Raw genomic sequence first — 20,915 nt, 5'->3', positions numbered from 1 at the left:
CCATTACTGCAAGGAGATCGAACATGGCAATCCGTATTGGCGACGAAGCACCGGATTTCACCGCCGACACCACCGAAGGCAAGCTCAACTTTCACCAGTGGATCGGTGACGGCTGGGCGATCCTGTTTTCTCATCCGAAGGATTTCACGCCGGTCTGCACCACTGAATTGGGTTATCTGGCCAAACTCAAGCCAGAGTTCGACAAGCGCAATACCAAAATTCTCGGGCTGAGCATCGACCCGGTCAGCGACCACGAAAAGTGGGTTGGCGACATCGAGGAGACCCAGGGTAATGCTGTCAACTATCCGCTGATCGGCGACGAAAACCTGGTGGTGGCCAAGCTTTACGACATGATTCACCCGAATGCCAGTGGTGGTTCGCGCACCGCCGTGGACAATGCCACAGTGCGTTCGGTGTTCCTGGTCGGCCCGGACAAGAAGGTCAAGGCCATGCTGATCTACCCGATGAGCGCCGGGCGCAACTTCGATGAAGTGCTGCGACTGCTCGACTCCTTGCAACTGAACGCCAAGCACACCGTTGCCACACCGGTGAACTGGCGTCCGGGTGACGACGTGATCATTCCGACGTCGGTGTCCGATGAGGACGCGAAGAAGAAGTATCCGGACGGGTTCAAGACATTGAAGCCGTATCTGCGCACCGTTGCGCAGCCCAAGTAATCAGCGGCCGTGATACCGTCATCCTGAGCAGGCTCGCTCCCCCATTGGATCTTTGTCGCTAATCAAATGTGGGAGCGAGCCTGCTCGCGAAGAGGCCGGCGCTGCCGAACGCTCAAACCAAATACTTGCGAAACCATTCAATCGTACGATCCCACGCCAGCTTCGCCGCCGCTTCGTCATAGCGCGGGGTGGAGTCGTTGTGGAAGCCATGGTTGGCGCCAGGATAGATGAACGCTTCGTAGGTCTTGCCGCCAGCCTTCAACGCCTGCTCGTAAGCCGGCCAGCCTTCGTTGATCCGCGTATCCAGTTCACCGAAATGCAGCATCACTGGCGCTTTGATGCGCGGCACATCCTTGGCCTCGGGCTGGCGGCCATAAAACGACACGGCCGCGCCCAGTTCCGGGTAGGCCACCGCCGCCGCATTGGTGACACCACCGCCATAGCAGAACCCGGTGATGCCGACTTTGCCGGTGCCGGCGTCGTGTTTCATCATCCATTCCACGGCCGCGAAAAAGTCATTCATGAGTTTTTCCGGGTCGACCTTTTCCTGAAGCGCGCGGCCCTTGTCGTCATTGCCCGGATAGCCACCCACCGACGTCAGGCCATCCGGGGCAAGGGCGATGAAACCGGCCTTGGCCACACGGCGGGCGACGTCCTCGATGTAGGGGTTGAGCCCACGGTTTTCATGCACGACCACCACGCCGGCGACTTTGCCGGTGGCTTTGGCCGGGCGCACCAGATAGCCGCGCACCTGCCCGTGGCCCTTGGGGGAGGGGTAGGTGATGTACTCGGCGATGATGTCCGGGTCGGTGAACTCGACCTGCTCGGCGAGCGCGTAGTTCGGGCTCAGGGACGCAAGCAGCGCGCTGGCGGTCAAACCACCGAGGGTGAACAACGCGGCGCGGTCGAGAAACTCGCGGCGGTTGATCAGCCCGTGGGCGTAGTAGTCGTAGAGCTCCAGCAACTCCGGAGCAAAGTCTTTCGCAGTGAGGCGGGTCATCGGTGCGATTCCTCTTTCAACGGGTTGGAGACGGCACCCTGTGGGAGCGAGCCTGCTCGCGATAGCGATGTGTCAGGCAATGGTTTATCGAACTTGCCGTTGTCATCGCGAGCAGGCTCGCTCCCACAGTGGATGGGGTTTCACTTTAGACACAGCGCCCCGGCTTTCGCCACCTGCGCATCCTGCTCGGCCTTGACCCCCGACACCCCGACCGCGCCGATCACCTGGCCGTCGACGATGATCGGCACCCCGCCTTCCAGCGAAGTGAGTAGCGGCGCAGAGAGAAATGCCGTGCGTCCGCCGTTGACCATTTCTTCATAGCCCTTCGATTCACGCCGGCCCAGTGCCGAGGTGCGGGCCTTTTCGGTGGCGATGTAGGCGCTGATGGGCGACGCGCCGTCGAGGCGTTCGAGCGCCAGGGGATGACCGCCGTCATCGACCACTACGATGGTCACCGGCCACTGGTTGGCCTGGGCTTCGCTGCGCGCAGCAGTGAGGATCTGGCTGACTTCGGCCTGGCTCAGGATGGCTTTGCTGTTCATGGGCAATCTCCGGGGCGTTATTGGGAGAGGGCGGCTTCGACCAGTTCGATCCAGTGCCGCACCGGGGTCCGGCCTGCGCCGTCGAGGTGCGACTGGCAGCCGATGTTGGCCGTGGCGATGACTTCGGGGTAGCCGCTCTCCAGGGCATTCAATTTGTTGTCGCGCAGTTGCCGGGACAGCGCCGGCTGGGTCAGCGAATAAGTGCCCGCCGAGCCACAGCATAGATGAGCATCGGGAACGGTGGTCAGGTTGAAACCCAGGCGCAGCAACAGTGCCTCCACCGCACCACCGAGTTTCTGCGCGTGCTGCAAGGTGCACGGGCAATGGAACGCCACGCGGCGGGCGCTATGGATGCCGAGCTGTTCCAGCGGCTCGTCGTGCAGCACTTCCACCAGATCCCTGGCCAGCGCACTGACCGTCCTGGCTTTGTCGGCGTAGGCGGGGTCGCGTTCGAGCAGATGCCCGTAGTCCTTGATAAAGGCCCCGCAACCACTGGCGGTCTGCACGATGGCCTCGGCGCCGGCTTCAATCGCCGGCCACCACGCGTCGATGTTGTGCCGGGCGCGATCCAGTCCGGCCGCCTGGGCGTCGAGGTGATAATCCACGGCCCCGCAACAACCGGCGTCGCTGACCGGCGTGACACTGATGCCCAACCGGTCGAGCACACGCGCGGCAGCGACGTTGGTGTTGGGTGACAGCCCCGGTTGCACGCAGCCTTCGAGCATCAATACGTGGCGGGCATGGTGGGGGATGGGACGTTTTTTATTCTCCGGTGTACTGCGCGGCAGTTTGCTTTGCAGCGCGCCGGGCAGCAGCGCCCGGAACATCTGGCCGCTGTTGACCAGGCCTTTGAACAGATTCCGATGCGGCACCAGTGCGCGCAGCCCCTCGCGCAACAGGCGCTGGCCTAGCGGGCGCGGTACTGCCGCGTCGACCACCGCCCGGCCGATGTCCAGCAAGTTGTGATAATCGACACCGGACGGGCAGGTGGTTTCGCAGTTGCGACACGACAGGCAACGGTCGAGGTGTTGCTGGGTTTTCTGCGTGACTTCGTTGCCTTCGAGCACCTGTTTGATCAGATAGATGCGCCCGCGCGGGCCGTCCAGTTCGTCGCCGAGCAATTGATAGGTCGGGCACGTGGCGTTGCAGAAACCGCAGTGCACACAGCTGCGCAGAATGCTGTCGGCTTCTTCGGCGCGCGGCAGTCGGCGGGCGTTTTCACTCAAGGTGGTCTGCATGGTTCAAAGCTCCGCGTACAGGCGTCCGGGATTGAAAATGCCCTGGGGGTCGAGTTGCTGCTTGAGGTTGCGGTGATAGCGCATCAGCGCCTCGGGCAACGGTTGGAACGGGCTGTCGCTGAGGCCATGGCTGTAGCAGGTCACGTGTCCGCCGACTTCTTCGACGACCTGGCGAATGAAGCTCGCCTCGGCGTCGGACTTGAGCCAGCGCTGGGCGCCGGCCCAGTCGATCAACTGGCGGCCGGGTAAGGACAGGCGCGGTGTATTGCCGGGCAACGACAGCCGCCACAACGGCTGGTCCTCATCGAAGAAGCTCAAGCGCTGTTCATTAAGGTCGGCCCAATACGCGGCGTCCAGCCGCTCACCGCCCAAACGGTCATGAGCGGCGGCCACCGAGCCTTCACCGCCCTCAAGGCGCAGGTGCAAGTGCAAGCCGTCGTGACAGGCTGCACTGATCGGCAACGGTTGCTGGCCCCATTCCGCCAGGCGCAACAGCGCGCGTTCGGCGTTCATTTCCAGGCTGATGCTCAAGGCCTGCCGGGGTTTGGGCAGGACCTTGAGCGAGACTTCCGTGATCAGCCCCAGGGTGCCGTAACTGCCGGCCATCAGCCGCGACAGGTCGTAACCGGCGACGTTTTTCATCACCTCGCCACCAAATCGCAAATGCTTGCCGAGACCGGTGATCACCCGGGTGCCGAGGACAAAATCGCGCACCGAGCCGGACCACGGCCGACGCGGCCCCGACAACCCGCAGGCAATCATGCCGCCCACGGTGGCATCATCCGCAAAGGCCGGCGGTTCACAGGGCAACATCTGTTGTGCGGCGTCCAGCACTTGCTTGAGCTCGGCCAACGGCGTACCGCAGCGCACGGTGATCACCAGTTCAGTCGGGTCATAAGTGACGATGCCGCGGTGTGAGCGGGTGTCGAGTATTTCCCCCGCGGTCACCCGCCCCAGAAACGCCTTGCTGTTGGCGCCCTGGATGCGCAGCGGCGTGGCACTTTCCAACGCCTGATTGACCTGCTCCAGCAGCGACGTGCTGTCGTCCATTTCGGCTGATCCGTGCATCAGAATCGCTCCAGGTCAGGGAAGGGCAGTTGCCCCGCATGCACGTGCATCGCACCGAATTCGGCGCAGCGGTGCAGGGTCGGGATGTTTTTGCCGGGATTGAGCAAGCCGCTGGGGTCGAACGCGGCTTTGATCGCGTGAAACAGGGTCAACTCATCGCTGTTGAACTGTGCGCACATCTGATTGATCTTCTCGCGCCCGACACCGTGTTCGCCGGTGATGCTGCCGCCGACCTTCACGCACAGCTCCAGGATCTTGCCACCCAAGGCTTCGGCACGATCCAGCTCGCCGGGCTGGTTGGCATCGAACAGAATCAGCGGGTGCATGTTGCCGTCGCCGGCATGGAACACGTTGGCCACGCGCAAACCGTATTCGGCCGACAGGTCGGCGATGGCCTTGAGGACACCGGGCAGTTCCCGACGCGGGATGGTGCCGTCCATGCAGTAATAATCCGCAGACAAGCGGCCTACCGCCGGGAACGCATTCTTGCGCCCAGCCCAGAATCGCACCCGTTCGGCCTCGTCCTTGGCCAGGCGGACCTCGGTGGCGCCGGCCTGTTCCAGCACCTGGCGCACGCGGTCGCAGTCGTCATGCACGTCGGCTTCAACGCCGTCGAGTTCGCACAGCAAAATCGCTTCGGCCTCCACCGGATAACCGGCGTGGATGAAGTCTTCCGCGGCGCGGATGGCCAGGTTATCCATCATCTCCAGTCCCCCGGGAATGATCCCGGCAGCAATGATGTCGCCGACGGCGCGCCCGGCTTTTTCCACGGAGTCGAACGCCGCCAGCAGCACCTTGGCCGACTGCGGTTTGGGCAGCAGCTTGACCGTGACTTCGATGATCACTCCGAGCATGCCTTCGGAACCGGTGAACAGGGCCAGCAGGTCGAGCCCGGGAGAGTCGAGGGCGTCGGAGCCCAGCGTCAGGTGTTCGCCTTCGACCGTCAGGATGTCGACCTTGAGCAGGTTATGCACGGTCAGCCCGTACTTGAGGCAATGCACGCCACCGGCATTTTCCGCGACGTTACCGCCGATGGAACAGGCGATCTGCGAGGAAGGGTCGGGCGCGTAGTACAGGCCGAAAGGCGCGGCCGCCTGGGAAATCGCCAGGTTGCGCACCCCCGGCTGGACCCGTGCAGTGCGGGCGGCGGGGTCGATGTGCAGGATCTGATTGAAGCGCGCCATGACCAGCAACACGCCTTTTTCCAGCGGCAATGCTCCTCCGGACAAACCGGTCCCGGCCCCCCGGGCAACCACCGCCACCCGGTGCTCGTGGCACAGGCGCAACACCCCCTGAACCTGAGCAATTTCACGCGGCAGCACCACCAGCATCGGCGTAGTGCGATAGGCGGAAAGCCCGTCGCACTCGTAGGGCTTGAGTTCTTCCTGCTGGTGCAGGATTTCCAGCTCAGGCATCTGCATGCGCAGGGCCTGCAGCAGCGCATGTTTGTCGACGTCGGGCAGGGCGCCGTCAACGCGTTCGTCGTAAAGAATGTTCATCGGCGCTCGACCCTCGTTTTGTAGTTATGTGAGGTCTGTTTGCGGTCCAGTGTTTTAATCATTGGCCCGTCGGGTTCAGCTGTCCATGGATCTTTGTCTGCCAGACGGACAATTCATTCAAAAAACCGGTCCCCCTGCAGGAGCGAGCCTGCCGTTGAATGCCTTGTGAGAAAAAAGCCCGGGAGGCGAACCTCCCGGGCCGGGATGAAACTTCAGCGCACGAAACACAAGACCTGTCGGTTCAATGTCCCCCCACCACCATGTGGCTGAACGGCGCCACATACGCTTGCAACGTCACCAGCCCGCCGACCAGGATCGCCAGGATGATCGAGTGGAAGAACACGTAACGCAGGATTTCCCCTTCATGGCCGTACCAGCGCGTAGCCGTGGAGGCGACCACGATTGACTGCGCATCGACCATCTTGCCCATCACCCCGCCGGAACTGTTGGCCGCCGCCATCAACACCGGGCTCAAGCCCAACTGCTCGGCGGTGACCCGTTGCAAACCGCCGAACAGCACGTTGGACGCGGTGTCCGAACCGGTCAGCGCAACGCCGAGCCAGCCGAGCAAGGTGCCGAACATCGGATAGAAAATCCCCGTCGCCGCAAAGGCCAGGCCCATGGTGGCATCCAGCCCGGAGTAGCGCGTGAGGAAGCCCAAGGCGAGCATCGCGGTGATGGTGATCAACGAGTAGCGCACCACCCACAGCGTTCGCAGGTACTGGCTGATCAGTTGGGGGATGGAATACCCCATCAGCAAGCCACCGACAATCGCGGCGAGCAAGATGCCGCTGCCGGTGGAAGTGAACCAAGTGAATTTGTAGACCGCCTCTTCGACTTTAGGCGTCGGCACCACCGGTGGCACTTTCTCGATTTGCTGGTGGATGGTGGTGAAGGTCAGGACCGGAGCGAACACCGGGTTGGCTTCGCGCATGGGCTTGCCTTGAGGGTCGAGCTTGGCCGAGTGGGTCACCGGATCAATCGCCGGGCGGGTGTCGAACAGGTTTTTGAAGCTCTGGGTACCCCAGGCGAACACGAACACGGTGAGGATGAGCCACGGCATCCACGCCCGCATCACGGCTTTTTTCGTGTCGCTGGAAAAAGCCGCGCTCGGTTCGGTTTTGGATTCATATTCCGCATCGATTTTCGAGTTGTCGACCCGGCCGGTCAGGGCGGCGGAGGTGTGCACCGTGGCCGGTTTCCAGACTTTCAGGAAACCGGTCAGGCAGGCCATGGAAATCAGCGCGGCAATCACGTCCACCAGCATCGGCCCGTGATAGTTGGACACGAGGAACTGCGGGATGGCAAAACTGACCCCGGCGACCAGGATCGCCGGCCAGATTTCCAGCATCTTGCGCCACCCGGCAAAGGCCCAGATCAACCAGAACGGCACGATCACCGAGAAGAACGGCAGTTGCCGCCCGACCATCATCGACAGCTCCATTTCATCCAGCCCGGTGACTTTGGCCAGGGTGATGATCGGCGTGCCCAGTGCGCCAAAGGCCACCGGTGCGGTGTTGGCGATCAGCGCCAGGCCCGAAGCCGCCAATGGCGAAAAGCCCAGACCAATGAGGATCGCCCCGGTCACCGCCACTGGTGTACCGAAGCCGGCTGCGCCCTCGAAGAACGCGCCGAAGCAGAACGCAATCAACAGCAATTGCAGACGTCGGTCGTCGGTGATTCGCGCCAGGGAATCCTGCAGCACTTTGAACGAACCGTTCTCGGTGGTCAGACGGTGCAGAAAAATGATGTTGAGCACGATCCAGCCAATTGGCAACAGCCCGTTGGCGGCGCCATACAGTGCTGCGGACCCGGCCATGTTGGCGGGCATGCCGAAGGCGAAAATGGCGATCACCAGCGCCGAGGCCAGGGCGAGCAGTGCCGCCAGGTGTGCCTTGACATGGAAGAACGCGAGAGCTGCCAGCATCACCACCACCGGCACGGCGGCCATGAGGGTGGACAGTACCGGGCTATTGAACGGATCGTAGATTTGCTGCCAAACCATGTTCCACCTCTGCTTTTTATTGTTCGATGTGCAGACCCCGAAGGGGCGGTGGCCTCTAGTATAGGAGGCATTTCGCCGCTGTCAGGCTAAGTGCTCAGAACCGTGAAGCAGCGCAAATCAGGGGCTGAGCTAGCATTGCCTGTATGGTCGAAAATCCTGACGCTGGAGGAAAATCGCGATGACTGAGCGCCATCTGGAACACAAGGAAACGCTATCGAACGGATGCAGCATCAAGGTCAAGGCCGAGATATTGAAGGACGGTTCGTTGGGCATGTTCATTGGGGTTTACCGTCCGGACGGCAGCGCTATCGACGAAAACCACGATCCCAAACCGCACATGCTCGACATGGAAGCGGCAATGGATTGGGGCATCGATATCGCCAAGGGCATCGGCAACAGCCAGCGGTCGCTTTGAGATTCGGCAGGCATAGCATTTTTGTGTCCTGCGGCACGGCCTGAAAAAGGAAATCGGTCTAAAAACAGCGGCCCACACTGTGAGCGTTTTGCTACTCTGAAGGTGTAGGTGAAAACGCAGACTGATGCGCAAGCGGATAGCGAGGACGCGTGGGGCGCGCTCCGAAGGGTACACGGTTAGAAAGATCTCCGCGCTGAGATCCAGCCCTTAGGCCGTGTGAAGCAGGACAGTGCATAAATAGCTGTGCTGTGGGAATCCTGATAAACCTCGTAAGCCAGAGACCAGCACTGGCCACCTACTTGGCTCTCGAAGCCTGCTTGTGCAGCTGTGCCAAAGCAGCTCGCCAGGATCAAATGCCCCGCTTGCCGGGGCATTTGTTTGTCCGCTCTATGCCATCAAACCAGATTGATCGTCACGTCTATGTTGCCGCGGGTTGCCTTGGAGTACGGGCAGGTCTGGTGGGCGGCGTCCACGAGGGAGCGGGCCAGCGTCGGCTCCACACCCGGCAAGCTGACATTCAGGCGTGCCTGGAGGAAGAAGGCGTTATCGGTCTTGCCCAGATCGATTTCGGTCGCGACGCTGACGTCAGCCGGCAAGCTGACTTTCAGTGCCAGTGCCGCCTTGCCCAGCGCGCCGATGAAACACGCCGACCAGCCGGCGCCCAGCAGTTGCTCAGGATTGGTGCCGCTGCCGGCAGAACCTGGCGGGGAGAGCTTGATGTCCAGGCGCCCGTCGTCACTGCGCGATTCGCCCTGACGGCCGCCGGTGGTAACGGTTTTGCCGGTGTACAGCACGGTATCGATTTGATTGATCATGAAGTGATTCCTGCAAAGGTTGGACTGCGACCCGCGCACTTTTTCACCTTCATGTACACCGTATGTGTCGTGGACCCGCCGTTGTGTATCGCTGTGTAGTCTCCCAGGCACCCAATACAGAGCGATACAAATCAACAGCGGTTCACTCACTCTTTCAACGTCTTTTGCCAGCCTGCTAACGCATGATCCCCGGTCATGCTTCAGTGCACCTCGCGCTATTGTCGGGCCTGTGCCGACCGCGGGTTGTGTGCGATTTGCTTCGGCCCGGCCAAGGCCCAGGCGATCAGCCCCAGCAGCGGTACGAACACGATCACTACCATCCACACCCCACGGGTGCTCGCCTTGCCCTCGCTTTTGCGCAGCCGATTGATCGCCCACAATTCAACGAGTAGCAGCGCTACCGCGAGTACGATCCACGTTGGTTCAAAATGCATGTGTCACCTCCTGATGGTCATTCAGTTAGGTGAGCGTGCGGCGGCAGGGTTCATTAAATTTGCGCAGCGCCAGGGCTAATTGCGTCCATATGAAATTATTTTCAGGCGTCGCTCGCAGGCCTGTATCCCAACGTATCTGTTTGGCCGGCAGCTACGTGCGCATACAAAAACAGCCCTGCGTGACACGCGCGCGATACATGGGGACCGCGTAATGGGGCTGCCTTACAAAGGCATCCCGCGCATTTTTTACCCCGCGCTCATTGGAGAATTGCGATGTCCCGAAATAACAAAACCAACGCCGCCAGCCTGCTCGGCGTCGCCATCGTCGCCGCGGCACTCACCGCTTTCGCGGGTCTGTCCCAGGCTCAGGACGCCAAGCCCGCCGACGCCGGCCAGGCGCCAGCCAAAAGCTGGCAGAGCGGCATCAAGCGTACCGATCTGGTGCGTCACGACCTCGACGTGGAAGGGCGCGAAGTGATTCAGGTGCTCGTGGATTTCGATCCGGGTGTCACATCGCCGAAACACTCGCATCCCGGTGCCGAAGTCGCTTACGTCGTTTCAGGGACATTCGAGTACCAACTCGAAGGCCAGCCGAACGTCACGCTCAAGGCGGGTGAATCCCTCTACATCCCGGCCGGCACCGCCCATGTCGCGAAGAACGTCGGCAAGGACAAGGCTTCGGAACTGGCGACCTACATCGTCAAGAAAGACACGCCGCTGTTGAAAATCGAACAGTAAGCGCTCCGAAAGGCTTAGCGCTGATCACGCCCCGTGGTGAGCGCCCGGCCACCCACGGCCACCAGACAGGCAATGCCCATCAGCCCCAGAGCCACGGTAAACGTCAGGCGCATGCCGCTGGCAATCACGGCAGGTTGTGCGCTACTCAGGTCGACCGTTGCCGTAGCCGTGGCGAACACCGCACCCATCACCGAGGCTCCGGTGATTAACCCCAGATTGCGCGACAGGTTGAGCAGGCCCGACACCACGCCGCGGTGCTCCGCCTGGACATCGGCCATGACGGCCGTGTTGTTGGCGGTCTGGAACACGGCATAGCCCAACGTGATCGCCACCATCGGTGCGATATAACCGCCAATGCCGTAACTGCTCGGCAGCACCGACAACAGGAAACAGCCAAGCGCGATGGCGATCAGTCCGGCGAAGGTCATGCGCCGGGCACCGAGTCGGTCGGCAATGCGTCCGGCGGGTACGCCGGTCAACGCCGCAACCAATGGCCCGACCGACATCACTAGCCCGACCCCGATGGCGTTCAACCCAAGCGCCTGGGACAAATAGAACGGCCCGACCACCAGTGTCGTCATCAATACCGTAGTCACCAGCAAACTCATGACCAGGCTGCCACTGAGCTGAGGATCGCGGAACATTGCCAGGCGAATCAGCGGCGCAGCCACGCGCTCTTCAACCCATATAAACACACCGACGCCGACGCAAGCCGCCAACAGCAGGGCGATGTTCAGTGCACCGAAATGGCCGCGTCCGAGGGTCATGGCCAGTGCGTAGGCGCCGAGCGTCAGGGCCAGAACCAACGTGCCCAGCGGATCGAACACGGCGCGTTTTGCTGTCGGCCGGTCAACGGGCAGGTAGCGGTGGGCGAGCAGCAGGGTCATCAGGCCCAAGGGCACGGTGATCAGAAAAATCGCCTGCCAGCCGAACGCGGCAATCAGCCCACCCCCGAGGGACGGCCCCATCGCCGTACCGATGGCCGACAGGGTCCCGAGCAGGCCCATGGCGCTGCCGGTTTTTTCTTTACTCACGGTCTCGCCGACGAACGCCAGGGTCAGCGCCATCATGATCGCTGCGCCGAGCCCTTGCAGAGCTCGGGCGCCGATCAGCAGATCAAGGGTCGGCGCCAGACCGCACAGGGCTGAGGCTAGCGTGAACAAACCGATCCCGGACAAGAGCAAACGACGCCGTCCGATGAGATCACCGAGGCGACCGACGCTGACGATCAGGGTGGTAATGGCCAGCAGGTAGGCGAGGACGATCCACTGCACCTGCTGAAACGACGCGTCGAACACCGTGGCCAACGTCGGCAACCCCACGTTGGCGATGCTGGTGCCGAGCGATGACAGCAGCATCGACAGTGACAGGCTGACCAGTGCCCATCTGACTGAAAGCGTAGGTGTGATGGCTGTAGTGGATGGCATGCTCTATCTCTTTTGTGGCCACTCCCGATTGGAGCTACCGCAAATCTACGCCCGGGCCTAACATGGCGGAAGACGCACTGATTGCACTTAATACGTGCGTATGGCGCCACTCAACCCAAGAACGGTGCGATCCATGTCCGCTCCCGATTTCAACTTGTTGATCACCCTGGATGTATTGCTGAACGAGGGCAGCGTGGCGCGGGCCGCCAAGCGCTTGCGCCTCAGTCCGTCGGCGATGAGCCGGGCGCTGGCACGTCTGCGCGAAACCACGGGCGATCCGCTGCTGGTCCGGGCCGGGCGCGGCCTGGTGCCGACGCCGCGAGCACTGGAACTGCGCGAGCGGGTCAGTCAGCTGGTGCAGGAGGTAGAAGCGGTGCTGCGCCCGGCCGAGCAACCCGACCTCATGCACCTGGAACGCACCTTCACTTTGCGCACCAGCGAAGGCTTCGTCGAAAACTTCGGCGCTGCGCTGATCGCCCTCGTCGCCGCACAGGCACCAGGCGTGTGCCTGCGTTTCGTGCATAAACCCGACAAGGACAGTACGTCACTGCGCGACGGTACGGTCGATCTGGAAACCGGTGTAGTCGGGAAGGCCGCCAGCCCGGAGCTGCGCACCCAAGGCTTGTTTCGCGATCGTTTCATTGGTGCAGTGCGGCTCGGACATCCGCTGGGCGATGACGCGATCACGCTTGCGCGCTATGCGGCGGGAAGCCACATCAGCGTGTCACGCCGGGGATTGCAAACAGGACAAATTGATGAGGCCCTGGAACCGCTTGGGTTGAAGCGGCGGATCGCGACGATCGTCGGCGGTTTCTCCATGGCGTTGGCATTGGCCCGCGGCAGTGACCTGATTGCCAGCGTGCCCGAACGTCATACCGCTAACCTGCGCACTGGCATGCACAGCTTCGAACTGCCGTTGTCCGTGGAGGAATTTACCGTGGCGATGCTTTGGCACCCGCGGCTGGATGCCGATCCGGTTCATCGCTGGTTGCGCGGCTGCTTGCGAGAGGTGTGCGGGCAAGCAGCAAACGGGGCGCTCTAGAACGTAAAGGAGCGAGCCGAGCCTGGGGCATGCCGGGCCATTTCGGTTTCGAGCAAATGCTCGGCCAGCACGTCATTGAGAAAGCGGAACTGATCGTTGAGCCCGACCACTTCGTTGTTGAAGTGGTTGCCCGCAGCGGGAATCAGCAGGGCTTCGAATTTATCGTCGAACACCAGGGCCATCACCTTACGAGACTCGTATTGCTGCGAGTAATAGTTGTTGCCGAACACCGGGAAGCTCACGGCCAGGGTGACTTGGTTAATCATGACGTGCGCTCCTCGGAGAGAACGAACCAGGCAAACACGCTCATCGTGAAGGCCGTCAGGGCCAGACAGGTCAGGAGATGGATCAGCATGATTCGACCCTCCGCTACAGGGTTTCGTGTTGGGTTGAAAGTGATCCTACGCTGACGGTTGCGCGGCGGAAGGCATTCGTGGCGATGGTGAATATCGATGGGAGTGATGGTCGGGTTTAGTGATGTCACGACTGGCCCCATCGCGGGCAAGGGCCGCCACCTATACTCAAGCCAGGGGCCGTTGAGCGTCGGGCATTGGGTTTGGCGCAGACTTTAGGGAATCGCGATCTTGAACCGGCGTTCGTTGATCGTCCTTGTGCTGCTGGTATTGGCGGGATGCGTCGCGACGCCACGTGCACCGGTGCAAGTGTCGCAGGTCATGGTTTCGCCGAGCACCTGGCAGCAAGTCGACCAGGAGATCGTCAGCGCCTCGCAGTCCGCCACCGAACAGACCAAAATCTACGCCCGCGGTGCCATGGATTACTGGCGCACGCGGGTCTATCAGTTGACCGAAGAGAACTTCATTCCCTGGTTCAGCAGCTATTGGACCCAGGAGTGGTTGTCGATGAAGGTGAGCTGGTACACCGTCAGCGCCAAGGGCGAGCAGGACACTTCGGAAAAACGCCTGGCCGCTTACTTGCTCGAGCAATACCAGGAAAAGGTCCTGGCCCCGGTGGCGGTGGAGATTGATCCGGACGCGATACTCAGCCTCGCGGCGGCGTTCTACGTCGACATCCTCAAGGAAGAATTGCAGAAAATCTCCATACGTCACGGCGTGCCGATGGCCCAACTCAATGGCCGAATCCAGAAAGTCCCGGCCATTGCCCTTGGCCCACCCGCGGCCCGGGATGCCTCGTTGTATCAGGTGGTGCGCGCCGAGCCGCTGAACGCGCTGCCGGCCTTCGCCGCGCTGGTCGACAAAGTGCACAAGGCCGGGGGCGACAAGGGCGTTGACTCGACCGACACCGCCATGGCGCCGGTTGCCAGGCGCGCCAGTCAACGAATGGAAGCCGAAATGGCGCCGCGCGGGGCGGCGAGTGCCGTGGCGGCGGCGGCGGGAAAACTCGCCGGTGGCTTGATCACCGTCGGGGTCGCCGGGATACGCGCGTTGATCCAGGCCAGCGACCGCCCGGACAGCGAGGCGTTGATTCGCGGCAGCCTGGGCAACACCTTCGACAAAGCCTGGACCAAGCTGGTGCAGAACCCGACCACCGGCGTGATGGCCGGGACGCTGTACATGGCGGGGCAGATCGAGGGAAGCCTGGCGCAGAGTGTGCAACCGCCGGTCGGGGGCAGCGAAGGACATGTCGATTGGAGCCCCAGCGAATCGACTAACAAGCAGATCAACCCATGAAACAAGGAGAACACTCATGTCTTATGTCGATGGTTTTGTCGCTGCCGTACCCACCGCCAACCGCGAAAAATTCAGGAAACACGCCGAGATGGCCGCTGCCATATTCATCGAGAACGGCGCGCTCAGCCTGGCCGAGTGCTGGGGTGACGATGTCCCCGACGGCAAGGTCACCTCACTGCCCATGGCGGTGAAACTCAAGGAGGATGAAACCGTGGTGTTTTCCTGGATTGTCTGGCCGGACAAGCCAACCCGCGACGCCGGAATGGCGAAGCTGATGACTGATCCAAGGGTGCAACCTGACGTCAGTCCAATGCCGTTCGATGGTCAACGGATGATTTTTGGCGGTTTTGAAATGATCGTGAAGGCTTGAACCGACATTGCAGGGTCACTCTGGCGCCGGGGTGATCCTGCAACTCTTGCGCCCGCGGATTTCATCGTCCGTCGGCCGCTCGCGGATGAACTCGAAACGCGGTTCGCCTTCGCTGTAATGCACCAGCCAGCCCCATTCCAGCTCGAACTCGTCCTGCCCGGGTTGGGGTGGCGCGGCCCACCAGGGTTCTTTGCTGAGGATCTGGCGCATGACAACCTCCGGCTGATTCGCTTGCTTGAACTATAACGTGCCTGCGCAGCGATGCCAGAAAAGGACCTGTAACGAGGGCCCTTGGGCACTGAGTGATGCCCGACAAAAAAAGGCGCCCGAGGGCGCCAAACTTCACCTTAACCGAGGAGCCAGGTGAGTGATGCAGCGGTGGTAAGGCGCTGCATGGATAGAAAGGGTTGATCTGATTTGTGTGTTGAATGATATGGCCTCATCGCCGGCAAGCCGGCTCCTACAGGAGATGTGTTCGGTCAGGGATCATTGTAGGAGCCGGCTTGCTGGCGATAGCACCTTGCGCTTGAGCGATTATTTTCCGAGCTTCACCTTGGTCCAGCCACGGGTCATGATCCGCTGCACGGCAATCGGCTGGTCAGGAATGGCATACAACGTTGCCATCACCGCTTCGGACGGGTACGAGCCCGGTTCGTTGCGAATGGCTTCATCCACCCATGGCGTCGCCGCCGCGTTGGCGTTGCTGTAGCCGATGTTGTTGGTGATCTCGGCGATGATGTCCGGGCGCATCAGGAAGTTCATGAACTGATAGGCCTCTTCGACGTTCGCCGCATCACGCGGGATGGCGACCATGTCATAGAAACTGCCGGCACCTTCTTTCGGGATGCTGTAGTCGATCTTCACGTTGTCGCCGGCTTCCTCGGCGCGGGCCTTGGCTTGCAGCACGTCGCCTGAATAACCGACGGCCACGCAGATATTGCCGTTGGCCAGGTCGGAGATGTACTTCGACGAATGGAAGTACGACACCGACGGACGAATCTTCATGAACAGCGCTTGAGCTTCGGCAATGTGCGCCTTGTCCTGATCGTTCACCGGGTAGCCCAGGTAGTGCAGCGCCGCCGGGATCATTTCGGTTGGCGAATCGAGGAAACTGATGCCGCAGGCTTTGAGTTTTTCTGCGTTTTCCGGTTTGAACAGGAGGTCCCAGGAGTGGGTCGGCGCGTTGGCCCCGAGCACTTCCTTGACCTTGGCCGGGTTGAAGCCGATGCCGATCGAGCCCCACATGTACGGGAACGCGTGAGCGTTATTCGGGTCGCTGGCGGAGGCGTTTTTCAGCAGCACCTGATTGAGGTTTTTCCAGTTCGGCAGTTTCGACTTGTCCAGTTCCTGATAGACGCCGGCCTTGATTTGCTTGGCCAGGAAACTGTTGGACGGCACGACGATGTCGTAGCCGGACTTGCCCGCCAACAGGCGCGCCTCAAGGGTTTCGTTGCTGTCGAAGACATCGTAGGTCACGCGGATGCCGGTCTCGTCTTCGAACTTTTTGACCGTGTCCGGGGCAATGTAATCCGACCAATTGTAGACGCGCAGAACCTTGTCATTGGCCTGGGCGCCCGAGGCGATCGCGCCCAATAAGGACAGTGTCAGCAGAGTCCTGCCAAACATTTTCATCGGTACAACTCCATTTCTTTTTATTCAAAACACAATGCAAAATCACAGCGAACCTGTGGCGAGGGAGCAAGCTCCCTCGCCACAAAGAGCAAACCACAGCACCTTAGGCGGTGGCCTCCAGCATTTGCTTTTTGGGTTGTTGCCACGATTCGCTGGCGGTCTGGTCCATCGCTTCCTGGATCGCGCGTTTGCGGCTGGCTTCGGCACGGCGGCTGAAGTACCAGACCATAAAGGTCACGATCGATACGGCCAACAGAATCAGACTGGCCACGGCGTTGATCTCAGGTTTCACGCCCAGGCGCACTGCCGAGAACACTTCCATCGGCAGGGTCGTGGAACCCGGGCCGGAGACGAAGCTCGCCAGTACCAGATCATCCAGCGACAGGGCGAACGACATCATGCCGCCGGCCGCCAGTGACGGCGCGATCATCGGGATGGTGATCAGGAAAAACACCTTGAACGGCTTGGCACCGAGGTCCATGGCCGCTTCTTCGATGGACAGGTCCAGCTCGCGAAGGCGGGCGGAGACGACCACCGCCACGTAAGCGGCACAAAACGTGGTGTGGGCGATCCAGATGGTGACGATGCCGCGTTCCATCGGCCAGCCGATCAACTGCGCCATGGCCACGAACAGCAGCAACAGCGATAGACCGGTGATCACCTCAGGCATGACCAGCGGCGCGGTCACCAGGCCACCGAACAGCGTGCGGCCCTTGAAACGGGTGACGCGGGTCAGGACGAACGCCGCCAATGTACCCAGCGCCACCGCCGCAATTGCCGTGTAGCAGGCGATCTCCAGCGAGCGCACCACCGAGCCCATCAGTTGCGAGTTGTCGAGCAGGCCGGCGTACCACTTGAATGACCAGCCACCCCACACTGTCACCAGCTTCGAGGCGTTGAACGAGTAGATCACCAGAATCAGCATCGGCAGGTAGATGAACGACAGGCCGAAAATCAGCATGAACTTTGAAAATCCGAAGCGTTTCATCCCCGTGCCTCCATCTCTTTGGCCTGGCTGCGGTTGAACAGCAGAATCGGCACAATCAGGATCAACAGCATCACCACCGCCAGGGCGGACGCCACCGGCCAGTCGCGGTTATTGAAGAACTCCTGCCACAGCACGCGACCGATCATCAGGGTCTCCGGGCCACCCAGCAATTCCGGAATCACGAACTCACCGACCACCGGAATGAACACCAGCATGCAACCGGCAATGATGCCGTTCCTGGCCAGCGGCACGGTGATTTTCCAGAAGCTGTTGAAGGTGCTTGAACCCAGGTCCGACGCCGCTTCCAGCAGGCTCTGGTCGTGCTTCACCAGGTTGGCGTACAGCGGCAGGATCATGAACGGCAGATACGCATACACCACGCCGATATACACGGCGGTGTTGGTGTTGAGGATCTCGATCGGGTGCGACGTCAGGCCGGTCCACATCAGGAAACCATTGAGCAAGCCGTTGTTGCTGAGGATGCCCATCCACGCATAGACGCGGATCAGGATCGCGGTCCAGGTCGGCATCATGATCAACAGCAGCAGGACGTTTTGCGCTTCCTTGCTCGCCTTGGTGATCGCGTAAGCCATCGGGAAACCGATCACCAGGCACGCCAGGGTGCTGAACAGCGCGACCTTCAACGAACCGAGGTAAGCCGAAAGGTACAGCTCGTCTTCGCCGAGCAAGGTGTAGTTGCCGATGTTGAGCATCAACTCGAATTTCTGCTCGGCGTAGGTGTAGATCTCCGAGTAGGGCGGAATCGCCAGCGCGGCTTCCGAAAAACTGATCTTCATCACCAGGAAGAACGGCAACATGAAGAACAGGCACAGCCATACGAACGGGATGCCGATGACCAGTTTTCGCCCACTGGGCACCAGGCGCAGGAATTGCTGATTGAAGGTTCTCATGCGCGCAGTACCACGCCACTGTCGTCTTCCCACCACACGTAGACCTGATCGTCCCAGGTCGGACGTGCGCCACGGCGTTCGGCGTTGGCCATGAACGACTGCACGACTTTGCCTCCAGGCAGCTCGACGTAGAACACCGAATGACCGCCGAGGTAGGCGATGTCATGCACCTTGCCGCTGGACCAGTTGTAGCGGGCGTCGGGCTTGGTGGTGCTGACCAGCAATTTTTCCGGGCGGATGGCGTAGGTGATCGACTTGTCCTGCACCGAGGTGCTGACGCCATGACCGACGTAGATTTTCTGCTCCAGATCCGGGCTGTGAATGATTGCGTGGCCTTCCAGGTCTTCCACCACGGTGCCGTCGAAGGCGTTCACGTTGCCGATGAATTCGCAGACCATGCGGCTGACCGGTGCTTCGTAAATGTCGACAGGGCTGCCGATCTGGGCGATCCAGCCCAGGTGCATGATCGCGATGCGCTGGGCCATGGTCATCGCCTCTTCCTGGTCGTGGGTCACCATCACGCACGTCACGCCAACGCGCTCGATGATTTCCACCAGCTCCAGTTGCATCTGCGAGCGCAGCTTTTTATCCAGCGCGCCCATCGGTTCGTCGAGCAACAACAGCTTCGGACGTTTGGCCAGGGAGCGGGCCAGTGCCACGCGCTGGCGCTGACCGCCGGACAACTGGTGCGGTTTGCGTTTGGCGTATTGGGTCATGTGCACCAGGCGCAGCATTTCTTCCACGCGGGCATCGATTTCAGCCGCGGGCAAACGGTCCTGTTTGAGGCCGAAGGCGATGTTCTGCGCCACCGTCATGTGCGGGAACAGCGCATAGGACTGGAACATCATGTTGATCGGCCGTTCGTACGGCGGCATGTCGGTGATGTCGACACCGTCGAGCAGGATCCGGCCTTCAGTCGGGCGTTCGAAGCCGGCGAGCATGCGCAGCAGCGTCGATTTACCGGAACCGGAACCACCGAGCAGGGCAAAAATTTCGCCCTGATGGATGTCCAGGGACACATCGTCCACAGCCACGGTTTCGTCGAACTTCTTGGTGACGCGGTCGACTTTCACCAACACCTTTTTCGGTGCCTGGTGACCTTCAAGAGCCTTCCTGTAGATGCTGGAGGCGTTTGCCATGTGAAACTCCCAACAGGTTTCAGTCGTCGGGCCAACGCGGCCTGACTTAATAGTTGATTGCAGAGCTGTGCGGGATACCTGTCAGCTATGGCGCAGAGCCTGTGGGAGCGAGCCTGCTCGCGAAGACGGCGTGTCAGTCGACATCGTTGTTTGCTGATACACCGCTTTCGCGAGCAGGCTCGCTCCCACAGGGGAAATGCGTTTACCTGACTGGCATTACCCGCACCGATCCGGCTTGTTCGGCGCCGCCGTCCTGGCTGCCTGGGTCGTACTTGTTGTTATTACGGTTTGTTGTTTTCACGGATGACGGATGCACGCACGCGCAACCGCCGACCTCGTGGTGGCAGTAAACAGTGATGAAATCCTGGGTGATGTCAGCGCTTGTTGCGCCGCGCCGCCCGCTGCCGGCACGCGTCGCCAAACGCCTGGAAAATCTTCAGGTAGGGCGGGTTGTCCAGCACCTGCCATTCCGGGTGCCATTGCACACCGAGGGCAAACGCCAGGCTGTTCTCCACTGAGACCGCTTCGACCAAGCCATCCGGCGCGACGGCTTCGGCGCGCAGGCCGGGGGCCAGTCGGTTGATGCCCTGGCTGTGAATCGAATTGACCTGGAACACCGACGGTAGATCGAGCGCTTCGAACACGCCACCGGGCTGCACGTTCACCGCATGGGCGGGAGCGTACTGCACGGCCAGGTCCGGATGGTTGGCTTCGCGATGATCGAGCATCCCAGCAAGCTCATGAACCTTCTGATGCAGGCTGCCACCGAACGCCACATTCATCTCCTGGAAACCGCGGCAGATGCCGAGCACCGGGACGCCGGCTGCAATCGCGGCGCGGATCAGGGGGAGGGTGGTGGCGTCCCGCGCCGGATCATGATCCGTGCCGGGGGCACTGGCGGGGCCTTGATAGTGAAAGGGTTCCACATTCGACGGCGAGCCGGTCAGCAACAAACCGTCGAGCTGCGGCAGCAGGTCCTCGATTTCGGTCAGTTCAGCCAGGGAAGGAATAACGACGGGCAGCCCCAGCGCCGCAACGCTGACAGCGCGCAAGTACTTGTCGCCGCTGACGTGGTAGGGATGCAGGCCAATCTGTTTGACGCACGCAGTAACGCCGATCAATGGCTTGAATGCCATTTTTATCACCTCGAAGTTTGACACTTGAACGAGCTTTTCCGGAGCTTAGCCTTGTTGATTTTAATTAACAACTCCCATGTAAAAAATTCTAAACGCCACACGTCTGCAGCTGAGGATTTGCGCGTGTTCCGGCGATGATCTGGCACTCTCTTGCCTCTGAGAGGCCCGAAAATAAACGCTGAAAGGCTAA

22 protein-coding genes are annotated in these 20,915 nt (G+C 61.1%); 6 read left to right on the top strand and 16 right to left on the bottom strand.

Annotated elements, in window-relative coordinates:
* The first annotated feature begins 23 nt into the window (after positions 1-23).
* Positions 24-677, top strand: a complete 654-nt coding sequence (locus tag BVK86_RS02245) for a peroxiredoxin (protein ID WP_075944859.1) — start codon at positions 24-26, stop codon at positions 675-677.
* A 112-nt stretch (positions 678-789) separates the two neighbouring features.
* On the opposite strand, the gene yghX is transcribed toward BVK86_RS02245, so the two are convergent.
* The 6 genes from yghX to BVK86_RS02215 all read right to left on the bottom strand — a co-directional run bounded on the left by yghX (position 790) and on the right by BVK86_RS02215 (position 8,029).
* Positions 790-1,677 carry a YghX family hydrolase gene (gene yghX / locus BVK86_RS02240; protein ID WP_075944858.1) on the bottom strand — a complete coding sequence of 296 codons (888 nt, stop codon included), beginning with the start codon at positions 1,675-1,677 and terminating at the stop codon, positions 790-792.
* Between the two features lie 140 nt (positions 1,678-1,817).
* A complete protein-coding gene (locus BVK86_RS02235; protein ID WP_075944857.1) occupies positions 1,818-2,219 on the bottom strand; it encodes a heme-binding protein in 402 nt (133 codons plus the stop codon).
* A gap of 17 nt (positions 2,220-2,236) precedes the next feature.
* Positions 2,237-3,457 (bottom strand): glycolate oxidase subunit GlcF, encoded by a 1,221-nt coding sequence (gene glcF / locus BVK86_RS02230; RefSeq protein ID WP_075944856.1) that lies wholly within the window; start codon positions 3,455-3,457, stop codon positions 2,237-2,239.
* 3 nt (positions 3,458-3,460) lie between these two features.
* Entirely contained in the window at positions 3,461-4,525 is a 1,065-nt protein-coding gene (gene glcE / locus BVK86_RS02225; protein ID WP_075944855.1) for a glycolate oxidase subunit GlcE, read from the bottom strand.
* Positions 4,525-6,024 carry a glycolate oxidase subunit GlcD gene (glcD, locus tag BVK86_RS02220; protein WP_075944854.1) on the bottom strand — a complete coding sequence of 500 codons (1,500 nt, stop codon included), beginning with the start codon at positions 6,022-6,024 and terminating at the stop codon, positions 4,525-4,527. Before glcD ends, glcE begins: the two co-directional genes overlap by 1 nt.
* 241 nt (positions 6,025-6,265) lie before the next feature.
* The gene (locus tag BVK86_RS02215; protein WP_075944853.1) at positions 6,266-8,029 is read right to left on the bottom strand and encodes an L-lactate permease; all 1,764 of its coding nucleotides are present in this window, start codon (positions 8,027-8,029) and stop codon (positions 6,266-6,268) included.
* Positions 8,030-8,207: 178 nt separating this feature from the next.
* On the opposite strand from BVK86_RS02215, the gene BVK86_RS02210 reads away from it, so the two are divergent.
* On the top strand, positions 8,208-8,444 hold the full coding sequence (locus BVK86_RS02210; RefSeq protein WP_075944852.1) for a hypothetical protein: 237 nt from the start codon (positions 8,208-8,210) through the stop codon (positions 8,442-8,444).
* 395 nt (positions 8,445-8,839) lie between these two features.
* Here the strand turns inward: BVK86_RS02210 and BVK86_RS02205 are convergent, their stop codons facing one another.
* Both BVK86_RS02205 and BVK86_RS02200 read right to left on the bottom strand, forming a co-directional pair.
* On the bottom strand, positions 8,840-9,259 hold the full coding sequence (locus tag BVK86_RS02205) for an organic hydroperoxide resistance protein (protein ID WP_075944851.1): 420 nt from the start codon (positions 9,257-9,259) through the stop codon (positions 8,840-8,842).
* Between the two features lie 215 nt (positions 9,260-9,474).
* The gene (locus tag BVK86_RS02200) at positions 9,475-9,693 is read right to left on the bottom strand and encodes a PLD nuclease N-terminal domain-containing protein (RefSeq protein ID WP_075944850.1); all 219 of its coding nucleotides are present in this window, start codon (positions 9,691-9,693) and stop codon (positions 9,475-9,477) included.
* Between the two features lie 273 nt (positions 9,694-9,966).
* On the opposite strand from BVK86_RS02200, the gene BVK86_RS02195 reads away from it, so the two are divergent.
* The gene (locus BVK86_RS02195; RefSeq protein ID WP_075944849.1) at positions 9,967-10,431 is read left to right on the top strand and encodes a cupin domain-containing protein; all 465 of its coding nucleotides are present in this window, start codon (positions 9,967-9,969) and stop codon (positions 10,429-10,431) included.
* A 14-nt stretch (positions 10,432-10,445) separates the two neighbouring features.
* On the opposite strand, the gene BVK86_RS02190 is transcribed toward BVK86_RS02195, so the two are convergent.
* Positions 10,446-11,858, bottom strand: a complete 1,413-nt coding sequence (locus BVK86_RS02190; RefSeq protein WP_075944848.1) for an MFS transporter — start codon at positions 11,856-11,858, stop codon at positions 10,446-10,448.
* Positions 11,859-11,991: 133 nt separating this feature from the next.
* Between BVK86_RS02190 and BVK86_RS02185 the strand changes: the two genes are divergently transcribed.
* Positions 11,992-12,900 (top strand): LysR family transcriptional regulator, encoded by a 909-nt coding sequence (locus BVK86_RS02185; protein WP_075944847.1) that lies wholly within the window; start codon positions 11,992-11,994, stop codon positions 12,898-12,900.
* On the opposite strand, the gene BVK86_RS02180 is transcribed toward BVK86_RS02185, so the two are convergent.
* Positions 12,897-13,166, bottom strand: a complete 270-nt coding sequence (locus BVK86_RS02180; RefSeq protein WP_075944846.1) for a hypothetical protein — start codon at positions 13,164-13,166, stop codon at positions 12,897-12,899. The genes BVK86_RS02185 and BVK86_RS02180 overlap by 4 nt on opposite strands.
* A 318-nt stretch (positions 13,167-13,484) precedes the next feature.
* Here BVK86_RS02180 and BVK86_RS02175 point away from each other — a divergent pair, with 318 nt between their 5' ends.
* Together BVK86_RS02175 and BVK86_RS02170 are read left to right on the top strand one after the other, a co-directional pair.
* Positions 13,485-14,549 (top strand): hypothetical protein, encoded by a 1,065-nt coding sequence (locus BVK86_RS02175; protein ID WP_075944845.1) that lies wholly within the window; start codon positions 13,485-13,487, stop codon positions 14,547-14,549.
* 16 nt (positions 14,550-14,565) lie between these two features.
* Complete coding sequence (locus tag BVK86_RS02170; protein WP_075944844.1) at positions 14,566-14,919, top strand: DUF1428 domain-containing protein; 354 nt, start codon at positions 14,566-14,568, stop codon at positions 14,917-14,919.
* Between the two features lie 15 nt (positions 14,920-14,934).
* On the opposite strand, the gene BVK86_RS02165 is transcribed toward BVK86_RS02170, so the two are convergent.
* The 6 genes from BVK86_RS02165 to BVK86_RS02140 form a co-directional block, all read right to left on the bottom strand.
* Positions 14,935-15,129, bottom strand: coding sequence for a hypothetical protein (locus BVK86_RS02165; protein WP_075944843.1), 195 nt, complete (start codon positions 15,127-15,129; stop codon positions 14,935-14,937).
* 324 nt (positions 15,130-15,453) lie between these two features.
* Positions 15,454-16,551 (bottom strand): polyamine ABC transporter substrate-binding protein, encoded by a 1,098-nt coding sequence (locus tag BVK86_RS02160; RefSeq protein WP_075944842.1) that lies wholly within the window; start codon positions 16,549-16,551, stop codon positions 15,454-15,456.
* 103 nt (positions 16,552-16,654) lie between these two features.
* The gene (locus BVK86_RS02155; protein WP_075944841.1) at positions 16,655-17,539 is read right to left on the bottom strand and encodes an ABC transporter permease subunit; all 885 of its coding nucleotides are present in this window, start codon (positions 17,537-17,539) and stop codon (positions 16,655-16,657) included.
* Complete coding sequence (locus BVK86_RS02150; protein ID WP_408003001.1) at positions 17,536-18,417, bottom strand: ABC transporter permease subunit; 882 nt, start codon at positions 18,415-18,417, stop codon at positions 17,536-17,538. The genes BVK86_RS02155 and BVK86_RS02150 overlap by 4 nt, the downstream gene beginning before the upstream one ends.
* Before the next feature lie 29 nt (positions 18,418-18,446).
* Positions 18,447-19,589, bottom strand: coding sequence for a polyamine ABC transporter ATP-binding protein (potA, locus tag BVK86_RS02145; protein WP_075944839.1), 1,143 nt, complete (start codon positions 19,587-19,589; stop codon positions 18,447-18,449).
* A 374-nt stretch (positions 19,590-19,963) separates the two neighbouring features.
* A complete protein-coding gene (locus BVK86_RS02140) occupies positions 19,964-20,725 on the bottom strand; it encodes a gamma-glutamyl-gamma-aminobutyrate hydrolase family protein (protein WP_075944838.1) in 762 nt (253 codons plus the stop codon).
* Positions 20,726-20,915 lie beyond the last annotated feature (190 nt).

This window comes from Pseudomonas reinekei, from assembly GCF_001945365.1.
GTDB lineage: Bacteria > Pseudomonadota > Gammaproteobacteria > Pseudomonadales > Pseudomonadaceae > Aquipseudomonas > Aquipseudomonas reinekei.
The sequence above is the reverse complement of the archived record's forward strand: the minus strand, read 5'-3'. Positions and strand labels throughout refer to the sequence as shown.

Bases quoted from the DNA above. Each gene is read 5' to 3' on its own strand.
- BVK86_RS02215 (WP_075944853.1), bottom strand. From the start codon at position 8,029: ATGGTTTGGCAGCAAATCTACGATCCGTTCAATAGCCCGGTACTGTCC.
- BVK86_RS02205 (WP_075944851.1), bottom strand. From the start codon at position 9,259: ATGATCAATCAAATCGATACCGTGCTGTACACCGGCAAAACCGTTACC.
- BVK86_RS02185 (WP_075944847.1), top strand. From the start codon at position 11,992: ATGTCCGCTCCCGATTTCAACTTGTTGATCACCCTGGATGTATTGCTG.
- glcD (WP_075944854.1), bottom strand. From the start codon at position 6,024: ATGAACATTCTTTACGACGAACGCGTTGACGGCGCCCTGCCCGACGTC.
- BVK86_RS02170 (WP_075944844.1), top strand. From the start codon at position 14,566: ATGTCTTATGTCGATGGTTTTGTCGCTGCCGTACCCACCGCCAACCGC.
- BVK86_RS02200 (WP_075944850.1), bottom strand. From the start codon at position 9,693: ATGCATTTTGAACCAACGTGGATCGTACTCGCGGTAGCGCTGCTACTC.
- BVK86_RS02245 (WP_075944859.1), top strand. From the start codon at position 24: ATGGCAATCCGTATTGGCGACGAAGCACCGGATTTCACCGCCGACACC.
- glcF (WP_075944856.1), bottom strand. From the start codon at position 3,457: ATGCAGACCACCTTGAGTGAAAACGCCCGCCGACTGCCGCGCGCCGAA.
- BVK86_RS02195 (WP_075944849.1), top strand. From the start codon at position 9,967: ATGTCCCGAAATAACAAAACCAACGCCGCCAGCCTGCTCGGCGTCGCC.
- BVK86_RS02190 (WP_075944848.1), bottom strand. From the start codon at position 11,858: ATGCCATCCACTACAGCCATCACACCTACGCTTTCAGTCAGATGGGCA.
- BVK86_RS02180 (WP_075944846.1), bottom strand. From the start codon at position 13,166: ATGATTAACCAAGTCACCCTGGCCGTGAGCTTCCCGGTGTTCGGCAAC.
- BVK86_RS02140 (WP_075944838.1), bottom strand. From the start codon at position 20,725: ATGGCATTCAAGCCATTGATCGGCGTTACTGCGTGCGTCAAACAGATT.
- BVK86_RS02210 (WP_075944852.1), top strand. From the start codon at position 8,208: ATGACTGAGCGCCATCTGGAACACAAGGAAACGCTATCGAACGGATGC.
- BVK86_RS02165 (WP_075944843.1), bottom strand. From the start codon at position 15,129: ATGCGCCAGATCCTCAGCAAAGAACCCTGGTGGGCCGCGCCACCCCAA.
- glcE (WP_075944855.1), bottom strand. From the start codon at position 4,525: ATGCACGGATCAGCCGAAATGGACGACAGCACGTCGCTGCTGGAGCAG.
- potA (WP_075944839.1), bottom strand. From the start codon at position 19,589: ATGGCAAACGCCTCCAGCATCTACAGGAAGGCTCTTGAAGGTCACCAG.
- BVK86_RS02160 (WP_075944842.1), bottom strand. From the start codon at position 16,551: ATGAAAATGTTTGGCAGGACTCTGCTGACACTGTCCTTATTGGGCGCG.
- BVK86_RS02235 (WP_075944857.1), bottom strand. From the start codon at position 2,219: ATGAACAGCAAAGCCATCCTGAGCCAGGCCGAAGTCAGCCAGATCCTC.
- yghX (WP_075944858.1), bottom strand. From the start codon at position 1,677: ATGACCCGCCTCACTGCGAAAGACTTTGCTCCGGAGTTGCTGGAGCTC.
- BVK86_RS02155 (WP_075944841.1), bottom strand. From the start codon at position 17,539: ATGAAACGCTTCGGATTTTCAAAGTTCATGCTGATTTTCGGCCTGTCG.